General features: G+C 43.1%; 18 protein-coding genes and 2 pseudogenes. 10 read left to right on the forward strand and 10 right to left on the reverse strand.

The annotated features are described in order from the left end of the window. Positions 1–6 precede the first annotated feature (6 nt). Complete coding sequence (locus GWK48_RS01010; RefSeq protein ID WP_174628777.1) at positions 7–453, reverse strand: hypothetical protein; 447 nt, start codon at positions 451–453, stop codon at positions 7–9. Positions 454–656: 203 nt separating this feature from the next. On the opposite strand from GWK48_RS01010, the gene GWK48_RS01015 reads away from it, so the two are divergent. Then, a complete protein-coding gene (locus GWK48_RS01015) occupies positions 657–1,370 on the forward strand; it encodes a CBS domain-containing protein (RefSeq protein WP_174628785.1) in 714 nt (237 codons plus the stop codon). A gap of 78 nt (positions 1,371–1,448) precedes the next feature. Here GWK48_RS01015 and GWK48_RS01020 read toward each other — a convergent pair whose 3' ends face one another. Beyond that, complete coding sequence (locus tag GWK48_RS01020; RefSeq protein ID WP_174628787.1) at positions 1,449–2,546, reverse strand: lipoyl protein ligase domain-containing protein; 1,098 nt, start codon at positions 2,544–2,546, stop codon at positions 1,449–1,451. 1 nt (position 2,547) lies between these two features. Further along, positions 2,548–2,994 (reverse strand): glycine cleavage system protein H, encoded by a 447-nt coding sequence (gene gcvH / locus GWK48_RS01025; protein WP_174628789.1) that lies wholly within the window; start codon positions 2,992–2,994, stop codon positions 2,548–2,550. A 366-nt stretch (positions 2,995–3,360) separates the two neighbouring features. On the opposite strand from gcvH, the gene GWK48_RS01030 reads away from it, so the two are divergent. The 3 genes and pseudogenes from GWK48_RS01030 to GWK48_RS01035 all read left to right on the forward strand — a co-directional run bounded on the left by GWK48_RS01030 (position 3,361) and on the right by GWK48_RS01035 (position 4,543). Then, positions 3,361–3,768: a DUF3211 domain-containing protein gene (locus tag GWK48_RS01030; protein ID WP_174628792.1), complete on the forward strand. Its 408-nt coding sequence runs from the start codon at positions 3,361–3,363 to the stop codon at positions 3,766–3,768. A 68-nt stretch (positions 3,769–3,836) separates the two neighbouring features. Next, positions 3,837–4,000: pseudogene (locus tag GWK48_RS11405) on the forward strand (transposase); the annotation flags it as partial. Positions 4,001–4,135: 135 nt separating this feature from the next. Next, positions 4,136–4,543, forward strand: coding sequence for a DUF3211 domain-containing protein (locus tag GWK48_RS01035; protein WP_174628794.1), 408 nt, complete (start codon positions 4,136–4,138; stop codon positions 4,541–4,543). Between the two features lie 144 nt (positions 4,544–4,687). Here the strand turns inward: GWK48_RS01035 and GWK48_RS11865 are convergent. The 3 genes and pseudogenes from GWK48_RS11865 to GWK48_RS01050 all read right to left on the reverse strand — a co-directional run. Then, a pseudogene (locus tag GWK48_RS11865) lies at positions 4,688–4,795 on the reverse strand (DNA/RNA nuclease SfsA); the annotation flags it as partial. Between the two features lie 66 nt (positions 4,796–4,861). Continuing rightward, the gene (locus tag GWK48_RS01045) at positions 4,862–4,999 is read right to left on the reverse strand and encodes a DNA/RNA nuclease SfsA (protein ID WP_174628797.1); all 138 of its coding nucleotides are present in this window, start codon (positions 4,997–4,999) and stop codon (positions 4,862–4,864) included. A 297-nt stretch (positions 5,000–5,296) separates the two neighbouring features. Further along, positions 5,297–6,547 carry a M20/M25/M40 family metallo-hydrolase gene (locus GWK48_RS01050; protein WP_174628799.1) on the reverse strand — a complete coding sequence of 417 codons (1,251 nt, stop codon included), beginning with the start codon at positions 6,545–6,547 and terminating at the stop codon, positions 5,297–5,299. 34 nt (positions 6,548–6,581) lie between these two features. Between GWK48_RS01050 and GWK48_RS01055 the strand changes: the two genes are divergently transcribed. Next, positions 6,582–6,893, forward strand: a complete 312-nt coding sequence (locus GWK48_RS01055; protein WP_174628801.1) for a hypothetical protein — start codon at positions 6,582–6,584, stop codon at positions 6,891–6,893. Positions 6,894–6,905: 12 nt separating this feature from the next. Here the strand turns inward: GWK48_RS01055 and GWK48_RS01060 are convergent, their stop codons facing one another. The 3 genes from GWK48_RS01060 to GWK48_RS01070 are packed head-to-tail and all read right to left on the reverse strand — an operon-like array spanning position 6,906 to position 8,551. Continuing rightward, positions 6,906–7,115: a hypothetical protein gene (locus GWK48_RS01060; protein ID WP_174628803.1), complete on the reverse strand. Its 210-nt coding sequence runs from the start codon at positions 7,113–7,115 to the stop codon at positions 6,906–6,908. Between the two features lie 22 nt (positions 7,116–7,137). Further along, positions 7,138–7,614 carry a DNA primase noncatalytic subunit PriX gene (gene priX, locus GWK48_RS01065; protein ID WP_174628805.1) on the reverse strand — a complete coding sequence of 159 codons (477 nt, stop codon included), beginning with the start codon at positions 7,612–7,614 and terminating at the stop codon, positions 7,138–7,140. Then, positions 7,604–8,551, reverse strand: coding sequence for a PP-loop family protein (locus tag GWK48_RS01070; RefSeq protein ID WP_174628807.1), 948 nt, complete (start codon positions 8,549–8,551; stop codon positions 7,604–7,606). The genes priX and GWK48_RS01070 overlap by 11 nt, the downstream gene beginning before the upstream one ends. 41 nt (positions 8,552–8,592) lie before the next feature. Here GWK48_RS01070 and GWK48_RS01075 point away from each other — a divergent pair, with 41 nt between their 5' ends. The 4 genes from GWK48_RS01075 (at position 8,593) to GWK48_RS01090 (ending at position 12,033) form a co-directional block, all read left to right on the forward strand. Next, positions 8,593–9,264 carry a hypothetical protein gene (locus GWK48_RS01075; RefSeq protein ID WP_174628809.1) on the forward strand — a complete coding sequence of 224 codons (672 nt, stop codon included), beginning with the start codon at positions 8,593–8,595 and terminating at the stop codon, positions 9,262–9,264. A gap of 98 nt (positions 9,265–9,362) precedes the next feature. Continuing rightward, positions 9,363–10,052 carry an FHA domain-containing protein gene (locus GWK48_RS01080; RefSeq protein WP_174632398.1) on the forward strand — a complete coding sequence of 230 codons (690 nt, stop codon included), beginning with the start codon at positions 9,363–9,365 and terminating at the stop codon, positions 10,050–10,052. Continuing rightward, entirely contained in the window at positions 10,049–10,885 is an 837-nt protein-coding gene (locus tag GWK48_RS01085; RefSeq protein ID WP_174628811.1) for a metallophosphoesterase, read from the forward strand. Before GWK48_RS01080 ends, GWK48_RS01085 begins: the two co-directional genes overlap by 4 nt. Beyond that, on the forward strand, positions 10,882–12,033 hold the full coding sequence (locus tag GWK48_RS01090; RefSeq protein ID WP_174628813.1) for a VWA domain-containing protein: 1,152 nt from the start codon (positions 10,882–10,884) through the stop codon (positions 12,031–12,033). The genes GWK48_RS01085 and GWK48_RS01090 overlap by 4 nt, the downstream gene beginning before the upstream one ends. Here the strand turns inward: GWK48_RS01090 and GWK48_RS01095 are convergent. Further along, positions 12,017–12,553, reverse strand: coding sequence for a hypothetical protein (locus GWK48_RS01095; protein ID WP_174628815.1), 537 nt, complete (start codon positions 12,551–12,553; stop codon positions 12,017–12,019). The two genes, GWK48_RS01090 and GWK48_RS01095, sit on opposite strands and share 17 nt — an antisense overlap. 305 nt (positions 12,554–12,858) lie before the next feature. Here GWK48_RS01095 and GWK48_RS01100 point away from each other — a divergent pair, with 305 nt between their 5' ends. Further along, positions 12,859–13,905, forward strand: a complete 1,047-nt coding sequence (locus GWK48_RS01100) for a DEAD/DEAH box helicase (protein ID WP_174628816.1) — start codon at positions 12,859–12,861, stop codon at positions 13,903–13,905. The last annotated feature ends 4 nt before the right edge of the window (positions 13,906–13,909 follow it).

The raw sequence follows: 13,909 nt of genomic DNA on the forward strand, positions 1-13,909 counted from the left end.
GACCACCTAATTAATTATACCCACGTCTTTGAATATTGCTGCCTCCACAGAGAACCTTAAATATAGGTTAGTCCTTTCCATCTCGCTCAGTGTTCTACCCTTTTCCCTCTCCATATCATCGATCTCCTTAGTAATGACTACACTGATGTTGGTCTCGATGGAAGGCTTGTTAACCTTAAACGTTAGGTAAATGTCATAAAGGAACTTGTACATCTCCTCGTCAAGGTTAAGTAGATAATCGTTCACCGCTGGGACTAGCTGCCCATTAAACTCAATCATTCTTCCCTTAAAATAGGGTCTCCATGATAGCATATTTGACTTAACAAATTCCCAAGATGGGGGGAAGCCCCTATATTCATCGGGAGATGGAACGTTCACTACTTTGAAATCCTTCCCTTCTACCTCAATTATTGCCACGACCTCAAGGTCCAGGTTACCTACCTTCTCTATCAAACTATCACAGTATATAGATAATGTTCTTCCGTAAAGGTTTTTTCCTTTTATCTATAAACAAGTAATTGGTGAAAAAATGCAGGCTCAAATCTCGGATCCTTGCATGGAGCAATGTTTCAAGCCAAGCGAAATGTGGAAATATACAGACGTATCGGAGTGCCTATCCAAGTGTAATTCGGTGAAAATAACAAAACCGTGATCCCATGAAGGTTAAGGAAGTAATGGTAAAGGATTTGGTGAGGGTCGAAGCTAACTCGACGTTGAGGAACGCACTCAAGATCATGCTTGAGAGGGGTATAAGAAGGCTAGTAGTTGAGGAGCAAGGTCTAGTTACCATAAGGGACCTTGTTTACGGTTGGTACGACAAGAAGAGTTACGTCCGTGATGTAATGGCTGTGGATTTGCTTGCGGTTTCTGAGGACCTAGACCTTAAGCAGGCTACAAAGATAATGACGTCTAAGGGGGTAGGGTCTCTGCTCGTGGTCAGTGGAGACAAGACCGTGGGAATAGTTACTGAGAGGGACTTGATCAGGAATTGCAAGGTAGAGGAGGACATCAGGGTAGGAGATGTGATGAAGATCGACCCTCTGCTAGTCTCTCCAGAAGTTGAGGTTAAGGAGGTAGGGCTAGCTATGAAGGAAAATTGGGAGAGGCATGCGGTTGTAGTAGAAAACAGTCTGGCTTCAGGAGTGATCTCCATTAGAGACGTGGGCAGAGCCATATTAAACGACAAGATGGACCTGAAGGCAAGCAGCGTGATGTCAAGCCCAGTCTTCAAGGTCACTCCTGATTCAAGCCTAGAGACGGCTAGGTCACTTATGTCCAGTAGAAATATAGGTTTCCTTCCTGTTGTGGATCCCAGGACACTTCTAGGGAGCCTTGATGAGAGGGAGATTTTAGCTGTTTTTTCGATTTAGAGTAGCTCGATGAGTGTTAAAGTTATTCTATCTCTTTTATTAATATTTTCGATTTTAAAAATACTATTTAGTATAAGATCAGCCCAAGACCTCTTGAACTTCGGGTTTGTTCAGAATTTCTTGAAACGCCTTCTTCAAGTCCTCGGCGCTAAAGCCAAATATGATGGGCTTGACCTCTAAAAAGGTAGAATCTATGATTTCATGAACCCTACTCGGGGTAACTCCTCTTAATCTGTCCTCTAAAGTCTCGAGGAAGCCCTTTGGTGACATTACGAAAAAGTCACCTGATATGGACACCTCGTCTATCTTGCCCTCAACAAACTTTGCTGTTATCCTAATCAGCTTCCTTGCCTTATAATCTAAATGGCAAACCGCTACAGAGGAAGATATCTTCACGCACCTCTCAGTCTTCAGCTCAGGATGCCTCCTATCCTTATAGTAGATCCACTCCTCATTTCTTTTCTCGCTAGCTAACTTTTCCCAGGTCTCTATTTCTTCAGGGGTAAGGGTAGACTCCTCAAACTTTATGTTTAAATGGCTTTCAAAACTCTCTTTCAATTTCTTATCTAATTCCTCCCTAGGAGGGACATAGCCAAGTTCCCTCTCCAATGACGTAATCCACTCGGACATGTCCTTAGCTATTTTGTCCCTAAATTTCTCGGACGGGACCTTAATGCACTTACTCATGAGCCGGGTGTCAGCTCTCATCAGGATATTTCCAGCTATTACCACAGCTTTCCCGTGGGTCATAGCTCCGTTTCCGCTGATCTTTTTACCGTTTACCACTATGTCCTGATCCCTTAGGGTAGCGTTAAGCCCATAATCCTTCAATACGTCAACAACTGGTGTCAGAAATCGCTCGTAAAGGGTCTTGGGATCTGAAGGAGCGTTCTCTCCCCTAACTACGATGAAGTAATCGTGCTCACCCTGGGTAATGACCACCGTACCACCACCCAGGTCACGTCTGACTACTGGAATATTGTTCTTTAAAGTGTAATCCAAATCTACCTCTAGCCACACTTCTTGATGGACTCCAACATTTACGAAGGGTTCCTTAACTGAAAAAACTAGGAATGTGTCTTTTCCTCCCCTAGAGACGTACTCCGCAACTGACACAAAGGAAGTTACCATGTGATAACCGTCTTGGGGAGGGAGAGAAACGAATCTCCAAGACATTTCAGAGCCTCTTACAGGAAAGCTTCTCTGAGGATATCAGTTCCTTTAGCTTCTGAACTGCTTGATTACCAGTCTGTAAGAGCTTTAACTCCTCAGGGTTAGCCACCTTCATCCTCACTAGCCAACCGTTCCCGTAGGGGTCTCTATTTACGAGTACGGGGCTCTTTTCAACCTCACCGTTTACATCAATTATCTCACCAGAAACTGGAGCGGGTACTGGACCGGCCCACTTCCCGCTCTCCATGGTAGCAACAGGCTTGCCTCTCTCTACCTTAGTCCCCTTCTTCTTTATCCTCACTTTCACAACTTTTCCTGCCATAGTCTGGGCTAGATCAGTAATACCCACAAGGAGTGTATCGGGGGACTCTTGTTTAGCCCACACCGTATTTTTCCCATCTATATAATAGAGAAGATTTTCAGGTATTTCACAATTGGATTCGACTACCATTTTCTCACTCAGTTCATTATAGAGTTTATACTAAACTAAAAATCTTTCCAATAGAATAGATGAAATAAATTAAACCTAAACTATTGGAGACTATTGGGCGTAGACCCATATGGACTAGGAAAATCAGTGTTGGGCTCAAATTCATTACTCTTAGAGAGGTGTATTGAGCCTTGATGCAGGGTTTACGACGTGAAATGTTCTTATAGCTTGAACAACGTACTATACAAGTTCTGAATAACAGAGGCTACCTATAAGCTCCATTAAAATTTCGTAGTCATTTTCTGAGTAAGAGGTTGTTAAACAAGATCTGGAATTTTACAATAACTTTATTAAGAGGATTGATATCTTTTTTTTCGGTCGATTTCTATGAAGAGATCAATAGAGGTCTCCACAAGTCACGATGCTAAATCTCTATATACTGTACTTTCCGATCCCTCCTTTGTGCTCCCTAGACTGTTTCCTCCTATAAAGGAGGTAAAGATTGACGGAAACTCCTTCGATGCTAATGGGAGGTTTATGCTCATGGGATTTTACATACGTGGTAACCTGGTTAGAGGAGAGGAGATAATTTACGCTTTTCGCCTTTCAGGAAGCGGGGGGAAGGGCGATGGGAGACTCACAGTGAGAGTTGGATCTCCAGTTTACCTTACGTTGGAATATGAGGGGTGGATGGAAAGAACGTCAGGGATACTCTTCATAGACAGGTGGTTCAGCGATTTTGCAGAGAAGTTGGACGAAGAGGTCAGAATGGAAAGGATAAGGAGAAGAATTTAACAAAGGGAGGACAAGCCTCACCCTTTATGATGGGATAGGGTTTAAATATCTCCTGTATACTTTAAAGTGTGAAATATAGGTCGACTAGACACGTGAAGTACCTCTGCAACTACCACTTTGTATAGACAGCAGAGCATGGAGGCGTTTTAACAGGCGAAGTCGCTGGATACACTAAAGAGGTCCTAAAGGGGTACCGGAGGAGCCAAATTGCGAGGTCCTAGCACTGGATTTGAACAACCGAGATCTCCTACAAGCTCCAGTAAAATTTCGTATTCATCTTTTAGGTAAGAAGTCGTTAAATAAGATGTTGGAATTTTACAATATCTTTATTAAGAGGATTGATATATATATCTTCGGTCGATTTATAATGAAGAAATCGGTAGAGGTCTCCACAAGTCATGATACTCCATCTCTATATACTGTACTTTCCGATCCCTCCTTTGTGCTCCCTAGACTGTTTCCTCCTATAAAGGAGGTAAAGATTGACGGAAACTCCTTCGATGCTAATGGGAGGTTTATGCTCATGGGATTTCATATGCATGGTAACGTCATTAGGGGAGAGGAGATAATTTACGCTTTTCACCTTTCAGCAGGAGGAGGAAAGGGCGATGGGAGACTCACAGTGAGAGTTGGATCTCCAGTTCACCTTACGTTCGAATATGAGGGATGGATGGAAAGAACGTCAGAGATAGCCTTCATGGACAGGTGGTTCAGAGATTTTGCAGAGAAGTTGGACGAAGAGGTCAGAATGGAAAGGATCAGGAGAAGAATTTAACAACGTTCTAATTAACTCTCAGATCATTCAAAGACGATTTTTCCAACAAAGTTTAAAGTTAGAGAAGTAATTTACTTTATTTCCCTTTAGTGTAAAGCTATTTATTTCTAACCTTATCCACGATTTAATTGCTTCCCAAAAAGTTTAGGCAAATCTAGCATCGGTTCGCCTAATGTGCATGAAGCGTTTAGCATCGGGCCTCATTACTAAGATCATTAACATGACCCCATACCCTTTGTTTCTGAGATGGACTAGCTCTTTTAGGGCGTCTCACGCCCCGTATTGGAGGAGCGTGTGGAAATAAAGCTATACCTCACTTCACGAGACTGATCCCTTGACCTCGATCCATTTATTATTGAATCTGAAATCTAGCCTGCTATTCCCAACTTTCACCTCACTCTCCACGTCCTCTGGAAGAAACTTCCTCGCTATCTTGTCATGAAACCTGCTGTCCACGAGAACCCACAATCCATCCCTGCTGCAAGTACTGAACAGTCTGTCTTCATCCCCTTAGTTTCTCTGACCAGTGACCTTTTACGAAGAGAGGAAAGCCTCGCGCATTAGAGCGGGGAGGAAGTCAGCATGTCCTCCTAAATCATCTCCTCTATGCGATAGACGGAGAACATTTTATCTACCAATAACCATTTTACAAAGTAGGGGAAGCCTCGCGCATTAGAGCGGGGAGGAAGTCAGGTGATGATGAGTTTGCCGAGTAAAGATGGGTGATTTCACAAAAAAGTTCTGATTCAAGCTTTAACCTAGTTCCCTCAGGAACTGTTTCATCCACTCCTTAGCCATCATGTAGTCCTTAACATAAATGTTCTCGTTGAATGAGTGAATATTTGAACCGGGATGTTCAACTCCCACACCATCGGCGATTTGATTATTGTTGAGAATTCTGGCGAAGGACTCCATGGGTCCCGTGCCCGGACTATTGGGTATGACCTCCGGCTCAGTTCCATAAACCTTCTTTGCAGACTCGATCAGAGATATTGATATCTTACTGGTAATAGATGTCCTATAAGGTCTGACCTTACCCCATACCTTTATTTCAACTCCAGGGAGAAACTCCTTTAGTTGGTTCAGCACTTCATCTGGGTCCTGATTTGGGACTAGCCTAAAGTCCAGTTTGGCCATGGCATATGACGGTATGACAGTCTTAGAGCCTTCACCAGTATAGCCTGAGTAAAGCCCAGCAATGTTGCACGTGGGCTCCTCTATCAACCTCCTTTCGAAGTCCTCAGGGAGCTTCTGTCCTAAAGCCTTTTCCATGGAAGCTCTATCACTCTTGAGATATTTCAGTTCGCTCTCAGTTAGCCACTTTACCTTATCATAAAATCCAGGTAGGGAAACCTTGTCTCCTCTCTTTAGAGAACTTAAGATTCTCACCAAATCCCATGCAGGGTTCTTGGAAATCGGCGCATACATCGAGTGAAGGTCTTTCTCAGTCCTCAAAATTAATTCCACGTAGAGAAGACCCTTGACGCCTAGGACTATCTCTGGGGCCCCACTGGCTCCTCTTCCTGCTCCTTCCCAAAGGATGTAATCTGACTTCAACTCCTCCTTATGCGCCTCCAGGAAAGAATCTATATTTGGACTTCCGATCTCCTCTTCACCCTCATAAACGAACTTGATATTAACCGGGGGTTTCCCCATTTCTATTATGGCCTGTAACCTCGCCATTAAGGAGCCTTTGTCGTCTCCTACACCCCTACCGATCAGTTTCCCATCCTTTTCCACTGGATTGAAAGGATCGCTTTGCCACCTTTCCAGGGGTTCAACTGGTTGTACGTCATAATGGTTGTAGATGAGAAGAGTTTTCTGGGCACCGACGTTAATCTCTCCAAGAACGTAAGGATTTCTTGATCTATGTTGGACTACCCTAGCCTCAATCCCATGGCTCTGCATGTAATCCTTAATGAACTTAGCGCCCTCCTCTCCCTTCCCCTTAGCCGAGGTAGTATCTATTTTAACAAATTCTATGAGATCCTGTATGGAGTTCATGGATTTTTAATACCAATTCTCAATTAAATAAGTCATGCTTAAGTACTCCGAGTATGTAAGGCATGGAATCACTGAGCCCTTACTCCTAATTTACGTATACAAAAAAGTAGAGGATGGAAAGGTAATCTCAGCCTTCAGGATAAACGTGTACAAGAACATGGCAGTAGCTGTATATGAGGACGATAAGCTGCAGGGAGGGGAAGTCATCGATATATTCCCTGGATCCTTGGAGCATATCCTGAGAATCATTGAGAAATACTATCAGAAGGACGTCGATGACCTCGTAGTCTTTGGTGAAAAGAGTTACGTGGATCCGTTGTTAGACAGGTTAGATGACATTAGCTAGATATCCCCCACGTTATAGAGCCATCCTTCCAAATTTTGTTCTTAAGAAAACTCCTAGAATTAAGAAGAAAACCGCGAAGCCAAGCAAAACAGGTACCACAGACCGCCAAGGGGAAAAGCTGTTAAGGTAAAGTGCTAGAATCAAGGTCATCACGAAGAAAACTGCCAATGGCACAACAACGGCAAACCACGTAAACGTATCCCATCTCTTGCTGGTAGCCATATAACAATATATAATTTCTTTTTTATAAAGTTGTTTTATCGTTTTTTTCCAAAGCGGTCTTTATAGCCTGGTACAGATCCCTATCCTTTACCTGGAGAGAGTTTAGGGATGGGGGCATTAACCCTTTGGCTTTAACTCCTCTTAGCACTGACCTTATCCACGTGTCGTAAACCTTCCCCCCATTTTTGTAGTAGAATGACTTTATCCTCTCTAATGCCTCGTCCTCAGGCAACTTCTTCACGTTCATTAAATACCTAGACGCAACGTAAAGGATAAACCTCTTTCTACCGTCCTCCAGGCCCCTCTCGAGGACTTTATCAATCCAATCCATGGAGACATTTCTAGGCCTCGGTGGGAATATTCCTTCAACTTCAAATAGGAACTGGTTTTTCTCGTCAAAAACCCTAGAGACTCCGTCGTTGTATACTACGTAACCTGCTGGGGATCCATCAGGATATTTCAGTTGTATTTGGAACTCCCTTTTATCCTTATGTGACATTTTCCTTCGCTCCACCCATCTTGATTTTCAACGCGCAGAAGGAACATATTTCCCTGTCGCTATTTGTGGGTTTCCCACAAATTTTACATTTGCCAAGGTTATATTTTGGAAGATCCTCAAAGAAGGGTCTTATCCTTTTTTCGAAATTCTCAACAAGTCTAGTCATAAAGCCAGGGATTTCGTCCTCAGTAGCTTCCAACATCTTCCTTAGCTTATCTGACGTAGGGCCACCGACCCTTCTATTGTTGGGGCAGGAGTCCACCATGAATGGGATTTTATTCATCAGAGCGTACGTCATGATCTCCTTCTCGGAGGAGAGGAACAACGGTTTTACTTTCTTTAGATAACCGTTCTCTGCGGGGAGTACAGCCCTCAGTCTAGCAAGGTTCTGCAGGTCTCCCGTGTGATATCCAGCCATCACAAACTGGGCCATATCGTTTAGGTTATGTCCGGTAGCTAATACATTAGCTCCAAGACCCTTCGCCACCTCCTCTAAGACATATCTCTTGACCAAACCGCAAGTGCTACATACTGGTCTTCTTATCCTAGTCTTGGCCTCGTCTATGGAGAAACCGTAGCTTTCCTTTAGCTTCAGGACCTTATACCTAACTCCGGTCAGCTCGAAGTTCTTGATTGCCATTTGAGTACTGAGTGAGGAGTACTGGGTCCCGCCATCTATGCCCAGATCAATGTTAATGCCTACCAGGTCAAAACCTAACTTTGTGGATAGCTTAGACAAGACGTGAAGGAGAGTAGAACTATCCTTTCCTCCGGACACCGCTACGCCCACAGTTTCGTGCCTTTGAATCATATTATAGTCCACTATAGTTTTCTCGACCTTGGACTCAAACCATTCAGAGAAGTGTGTAGCACAAAGGGGGAGACTGTTGAAATGGACCCTTATAACTGCCTTAGAGTTACACTTCTTACAATACACACATAAATATATTTATAGTGCGTTATAAAAAAGTGCCCAAAATGGAAATATTAGCTGAAGTTCATGCTAAGTGGAAGCTGGAGAAGCTCAAGAAGGAGATAGACCTCTTAAGCGAGTTCGACGGTTATGACATTCCTGACGCAGCCCTAGGAGAACCTTCTGTAATCCCGTCTGTTGTCGGCACCTTAATAAGGGAGAGATTGGGTAACAAGAGGATAATACTAAATCAACGCCTGGTAGATGTCAATGAACTTTTCGTTAGATCTCTCTCCATAACTTCCAGAATGATGAACTTTGATGTTGCCTTCACTCAGGGGGACAAACCTAAGTTCGGTCATGAGGTTAATCAGCTCTCCTCTCAAAGGGCGATAGAAATAGCTAAGAGTTATAACGTTAGGGCTGGAGGGATGATTAGCTTAAGGAAGAGTAAGGATGAAATATTTTCTAGACTAGATCTTCCTGCAGACTTCTTCTTAGGTCTTCATTTTAGCGGTGTCAAATCCATCCTCAATTTACCTCTGGATAAAATTATACCATATGTTATTATAAGGACTGATAAAAATAAGGAGATCCTCAAGGGAATTTCTCAACCTTACTTTGAAACTGAAGAGGTAAAGTTAATTATAGATCAATTGGCAGGACTTAACGTGAAATCAGTCCTGATATCTGTACCTGGAGATGTGGAGTATTTAAGTAAAATTGTTAGAAAGTAGCTATTTTCCAGTTCTTTTGTCTGACTGATTTGCGGAGCAATTTACGGTTTCGTCATATCCGGAAATACTTATTAGGTTTTTAGATGGATAATACTGATATGCCATGGAAATGTTCAGGATGCGGGACAGAAAATCCAGATGACGCAGCATACTGCGTTACGTGCGGTCTCAAGAAACCAGAAGGACAAATAGCAACTGAGACTAGCCAAGTAACTCAGGAACAAGCACCTGAAGTACAACAAAGCCAGGGTAACCAAGAACCAGTCCTGCAAACGCAGGAGGAGCAAAAGCCTGAGACATCGGCAGTGCAGGAGGAGCAACCTCAAGCTCCTGAGGAGGCCAATGTTGCTCAGCAGGTTGCCGAATCAAAACCAGTGACTGAAACACAACCAGCGGAACAATCAACTCAACCTGTCGCTCAACCTGGGCCAGCTCAGCAAACAGTTGAACAGAAGGTCACGTTCAAGTACTATATTCAATTCATCGCGACACCTGTATCAGCCTTGAACAAGACAAAGGTTCCCTTGGACTTTGAAGTCTTCGAAAGTATATCGTTGGGGAGAAGTCCGGAAAACGTAATAATGATACCGGACGGTGAAATATCGAGAAGGCATGCTATTCTATATAAGGAGGGGGACTCTTTGTATATTGAGGACCTCAATAGCACCAATGGGACTTACATATACGATGGAAAGATATTCCAGACTGTGAAGGGAAAGGCTCCCTTACCTGGTAACGCAGTCGTTAAGCTGGGAAATAATACTATAATAAAGATTGTGAGAGAATGAGTTCTTGGCCTCAAGAGAGGAAGGACAATATTCTGAACTTAGTGAGTAAGGCAACAGAGATGTTCTCATCGACTAAACCTCTCTTGAGGGTGGGGGAGAAAAGGAGAGCAGTTTACGTTGGGGACACCCATGGGGCCTATAACGTCACAAGGCACGTACTGGAGAACTATGCAAACTTCGATGTCATTGTGTTTCTGGGAGACTATGTAGACAGGGAACCATATGGACTGGAAAACTTAGAATTGATACTCTCAAAGTTTATCGAAAGTCCTGAAAAGATTGTTGTCTTAAGGGGAAATCACGAGAGTCCTCTCACCAACGATTATTACGGCTTTAAAACTGAGGTGGAACAGAAACTTGGAGGAGAAAGCTACAAGGAATTCGTTGAACTCTTTTCCCAAATGCCCTACGCTGCAATAGTGAACGATTACTTCTGTGTCCATGGGGGGATAGCGAGAAATCTGAAGTCGGTAACCCAGCTGGATGAACTTAAGAAGCCAGATGTCCTGCCGGAGGACGAGATTGCTTTTGAGTTGCTTTGGAATGATCCGAGGGAAGAATTGGACGGATTCGTCCCCAACGTGAGGGGAGAAGGAACGTTCTTCTACGGAAGGGATGTAACCCTCAATTTTCTCAAGGAGAACCTCCTAAAAGGAATTATAAGGGGACACGAGGTCGCAGACGGCTTCAGGGCGGAGATGGATGAAAGAGTTATAACAGTGTTCTCAAGTAGATACCATAAGATGAGAGCTGGAATTCTTTTACAAGAGGACGGAAAGTTCAGTCAGGTTTACTTAGATGAGACCTTCTTATTTAACGGTGATAGGTCATGACCTTATCAGTTAAGGTAGAGTCAAGCCATAAGTACTCTTTTAACAGCGAAATAAAGATGGTCTTCAAAGTTCTTTTAGTACCGGAAAAGATCGGTACTGCTACAGGCTTTCATTACATTGTACTTCTAGACACAAGCGGATCAATGGATGGCCTTAAGATAGATAACGCTAAAAAGGGAGCAGTGGAGCTTCTGAAGAAAATACCTCCTGGGAACAAGGTATCCTTCATTACTTTCTCCAGCAGGGTAAACATTATTAGGGAATTTTCAGATCCAGAAGATTTAACGCATGAGATAGTGAACCTAAATGCCGGCGGTCAAACAGCCTTTTACACAGCCCTTTTGACTGCGTTTAACCTTCACAACAAGCACGGGATTCCTAGTTACGTAATCCTTCTCACGGACGGAAATCCTACCGACGATACCAATACTGAAACGTACAAGAAGGTTCCGATACCCAACGGGGTTCAGACCATTTCCTTTGGATTAGGAGATGACTATAACGAAAGTATTCTGAAGGCGTTAGCAGACAGATCAGGTGGCGTGTTTTATCACGTTGACGATGCAATGGAGATTCCAGAGAAGCTGCCTAAAGCGGCAAAGACCAAAATAGCAGCGAAGAACGTAGTTGTGGACTTTGTCGGAGAGTCTGAAATTAAGCTATTGAACTACTCTGGTTCTCCTGTCAAATTGAACGCAATCGAAGGTGTTGTAAAGATCTTGGGGGAGACAGTGATACCTCCTAATTTTAACGGTAACTTCCTCACTGTAAAGGTCAACTACGAGGAGCCTGCAGATGGGAGGAAACAGGCTTTAATGAACGTGCTATCGGTATCACCTGCACAAAATCAAAACGTGTTCATGAATGGAATTAACAAGGACATCATTCTGGAGTACGAGTATTTCAACAACCTAAAGAAGGTTTCCAGTGAGGTCGAAGCTGGTAACCTAGTGGAAGCCACGAGGACCTTAAAGAGAATGGAAGAGATAGCAGGTCAGACAAGAAAACTCGAGCTGATGGAGACTACAAGGAGGCTCTCAGACAGCCTGGAGACTACTAAAAGATCAGGAAACGTAAGCGAACAGACTAGAAAGCTATCGAAAGAGGTATCCAGCGAAGTTACCAGAAAGCTCAGGGGAGAGAGTTAAGCGTAAGGAAGTCCAAGTCAACTATTTTGGCCTTAACCTTCTCCTTTTCACCTTTGCTCTTTACAGTTGCAGGTAAAGACCTTACCCTTATCCCCCAGCCCTCTAGGAAGGACAATAGTTCCCTCTTAACTTCTGACCCTGTTTTGCCTATCACAGGGATATCGTTTACGACTAGAATTATCTCAGGATTTAACCTCCTCCCGAGAAATAACAGACTAGGTCTTATCCAACTGTCCTTTCTCATCCTGGGCATTATGGTAATGAATTTCATCGTAGAGAGACTACCCAGCTTGCCGTCACCTTTAGGATCTACCTCTAATCTGTAACCTGGTTCTATTCTCCTTCCCGGAAATTTAGATTCCCTAAGCACTATTAGTTCTCTCACAACCCTCCCTCGTTCATCCAAGGAGACTATTCTTGGTCTCTCCTCCCCAATTGTAGAGATAAATTCCCTATAGGTAGCTAGAAACTTGACCTGTGGAGAAATTAAAGAGGTGACGTCAACTCCAAACAGCTTCATAGATCAAATTACGATCTACTAGATAATTTACACGTCATTTAATTCCACTTATATCTGTTGAAAACATCACTTTACAATTTGAAATATTTAAACAGAACCGTGAAATACCTTTTATAGTTGCTGAATATTCATCATATATATCCGCGTTAAATTTTCTACTACCATAAAATATAATTATGGTCTCCCCTGGATAGATGAATATTTTTTATCATGGATCTCTTTCATCTTTTTTTAAATTAATGAAAGATTTAATGGTATAAGATTTTCCAAGCGAATTTATTAACTCTGAAATATACAAGCACCTCATGTTTGATCAGTTAAGCGATCAACTGAAAAGGGCTCTGACGGAAATGAATTACAGGGCTCCCACTAAGGTACAAGAGTTGTCCATTCCAGTGTTCATAACAGGAAGAAGCGTCATAGTTCAGGCCAAAACTGGCTCAGGCAAGACCGCTTCTTACTTGATTCCCGCCCTGGAGAGGGGGGTCGACACACTGGTTCTGACTCCAACTAGGGAGTTAGCTGAACAAGTGGCTTATGAGGCCAGGAGGTTAGCTAAGTACAAAAGGACGTCAGTTGGAGTAATAATAGGAGGAGTTGGATATGATAGGCAAGAAGCTGAGGTGGATAGCAAGTTTATCATAGGAACTCCTGGGAGAATTCTAGACCTTTGGGGTAGAGGATCCCTGGACTTATCTAGGTTTAAACTAGCAGTGGTAGACGAAGTCGATAGAATGTTGGACATGGGGTTTATTGAGGACGTTAGGATGATCCTGTCCAAGACCGATGCTGAAAGTTTCGGGTTTTTCTCCGCTACGGTTCCAGAGGAGGTTAAGGATTTGGCTATGGAGTTCGCACCTGAGGCCCAATTCTTAAAGGTAGATGACTATAAACCGGTCGAAATAGAACATATATTTTATCAAGTAAGAGATAATTGGAATGAAAAGATCTTTAATCTTCTCAAAGATGTTAACGGAAAAACTATAATATTCACCAATACGAAGATAAGGGCAGAATCGCTTTATGAGAGAGTCTCTGAAAAGCTCAGCGCATCTCTACTTCACGGTGATATGTCCCAAGGAGCTAGGAGAAGAAATCTTATGAATTTCAGAAAGGGGAACAGTGAGGTACTCATTTCTACGGATCTAGCTGCAAGGGGAATCGATGTGATTGATGTGGACAAGGTGATCAATTTTGACATGCCTAGGGACGTTGAGACTTATATCCACAGGGTAGGAAGAACCGGAAGAATGGGGAGAAAGGGTACAGCCATCTCTTATTATACTAGAAGAGAACAAGAGATGGTAAGCAGAATAAGGGCTATTATTCAGACCAAGGTTATCTCGTCTTAATTTT

Source organism: Metallosphaera tengchongensis (genome assembly GCF_013343295.1).
Lineage (GTDB): Archaea > Thermoproteota > Thermoprotei_A > Sulfolobales > Sulfolobaceae > Metallosphaera > Metallosphaera tengchongensis.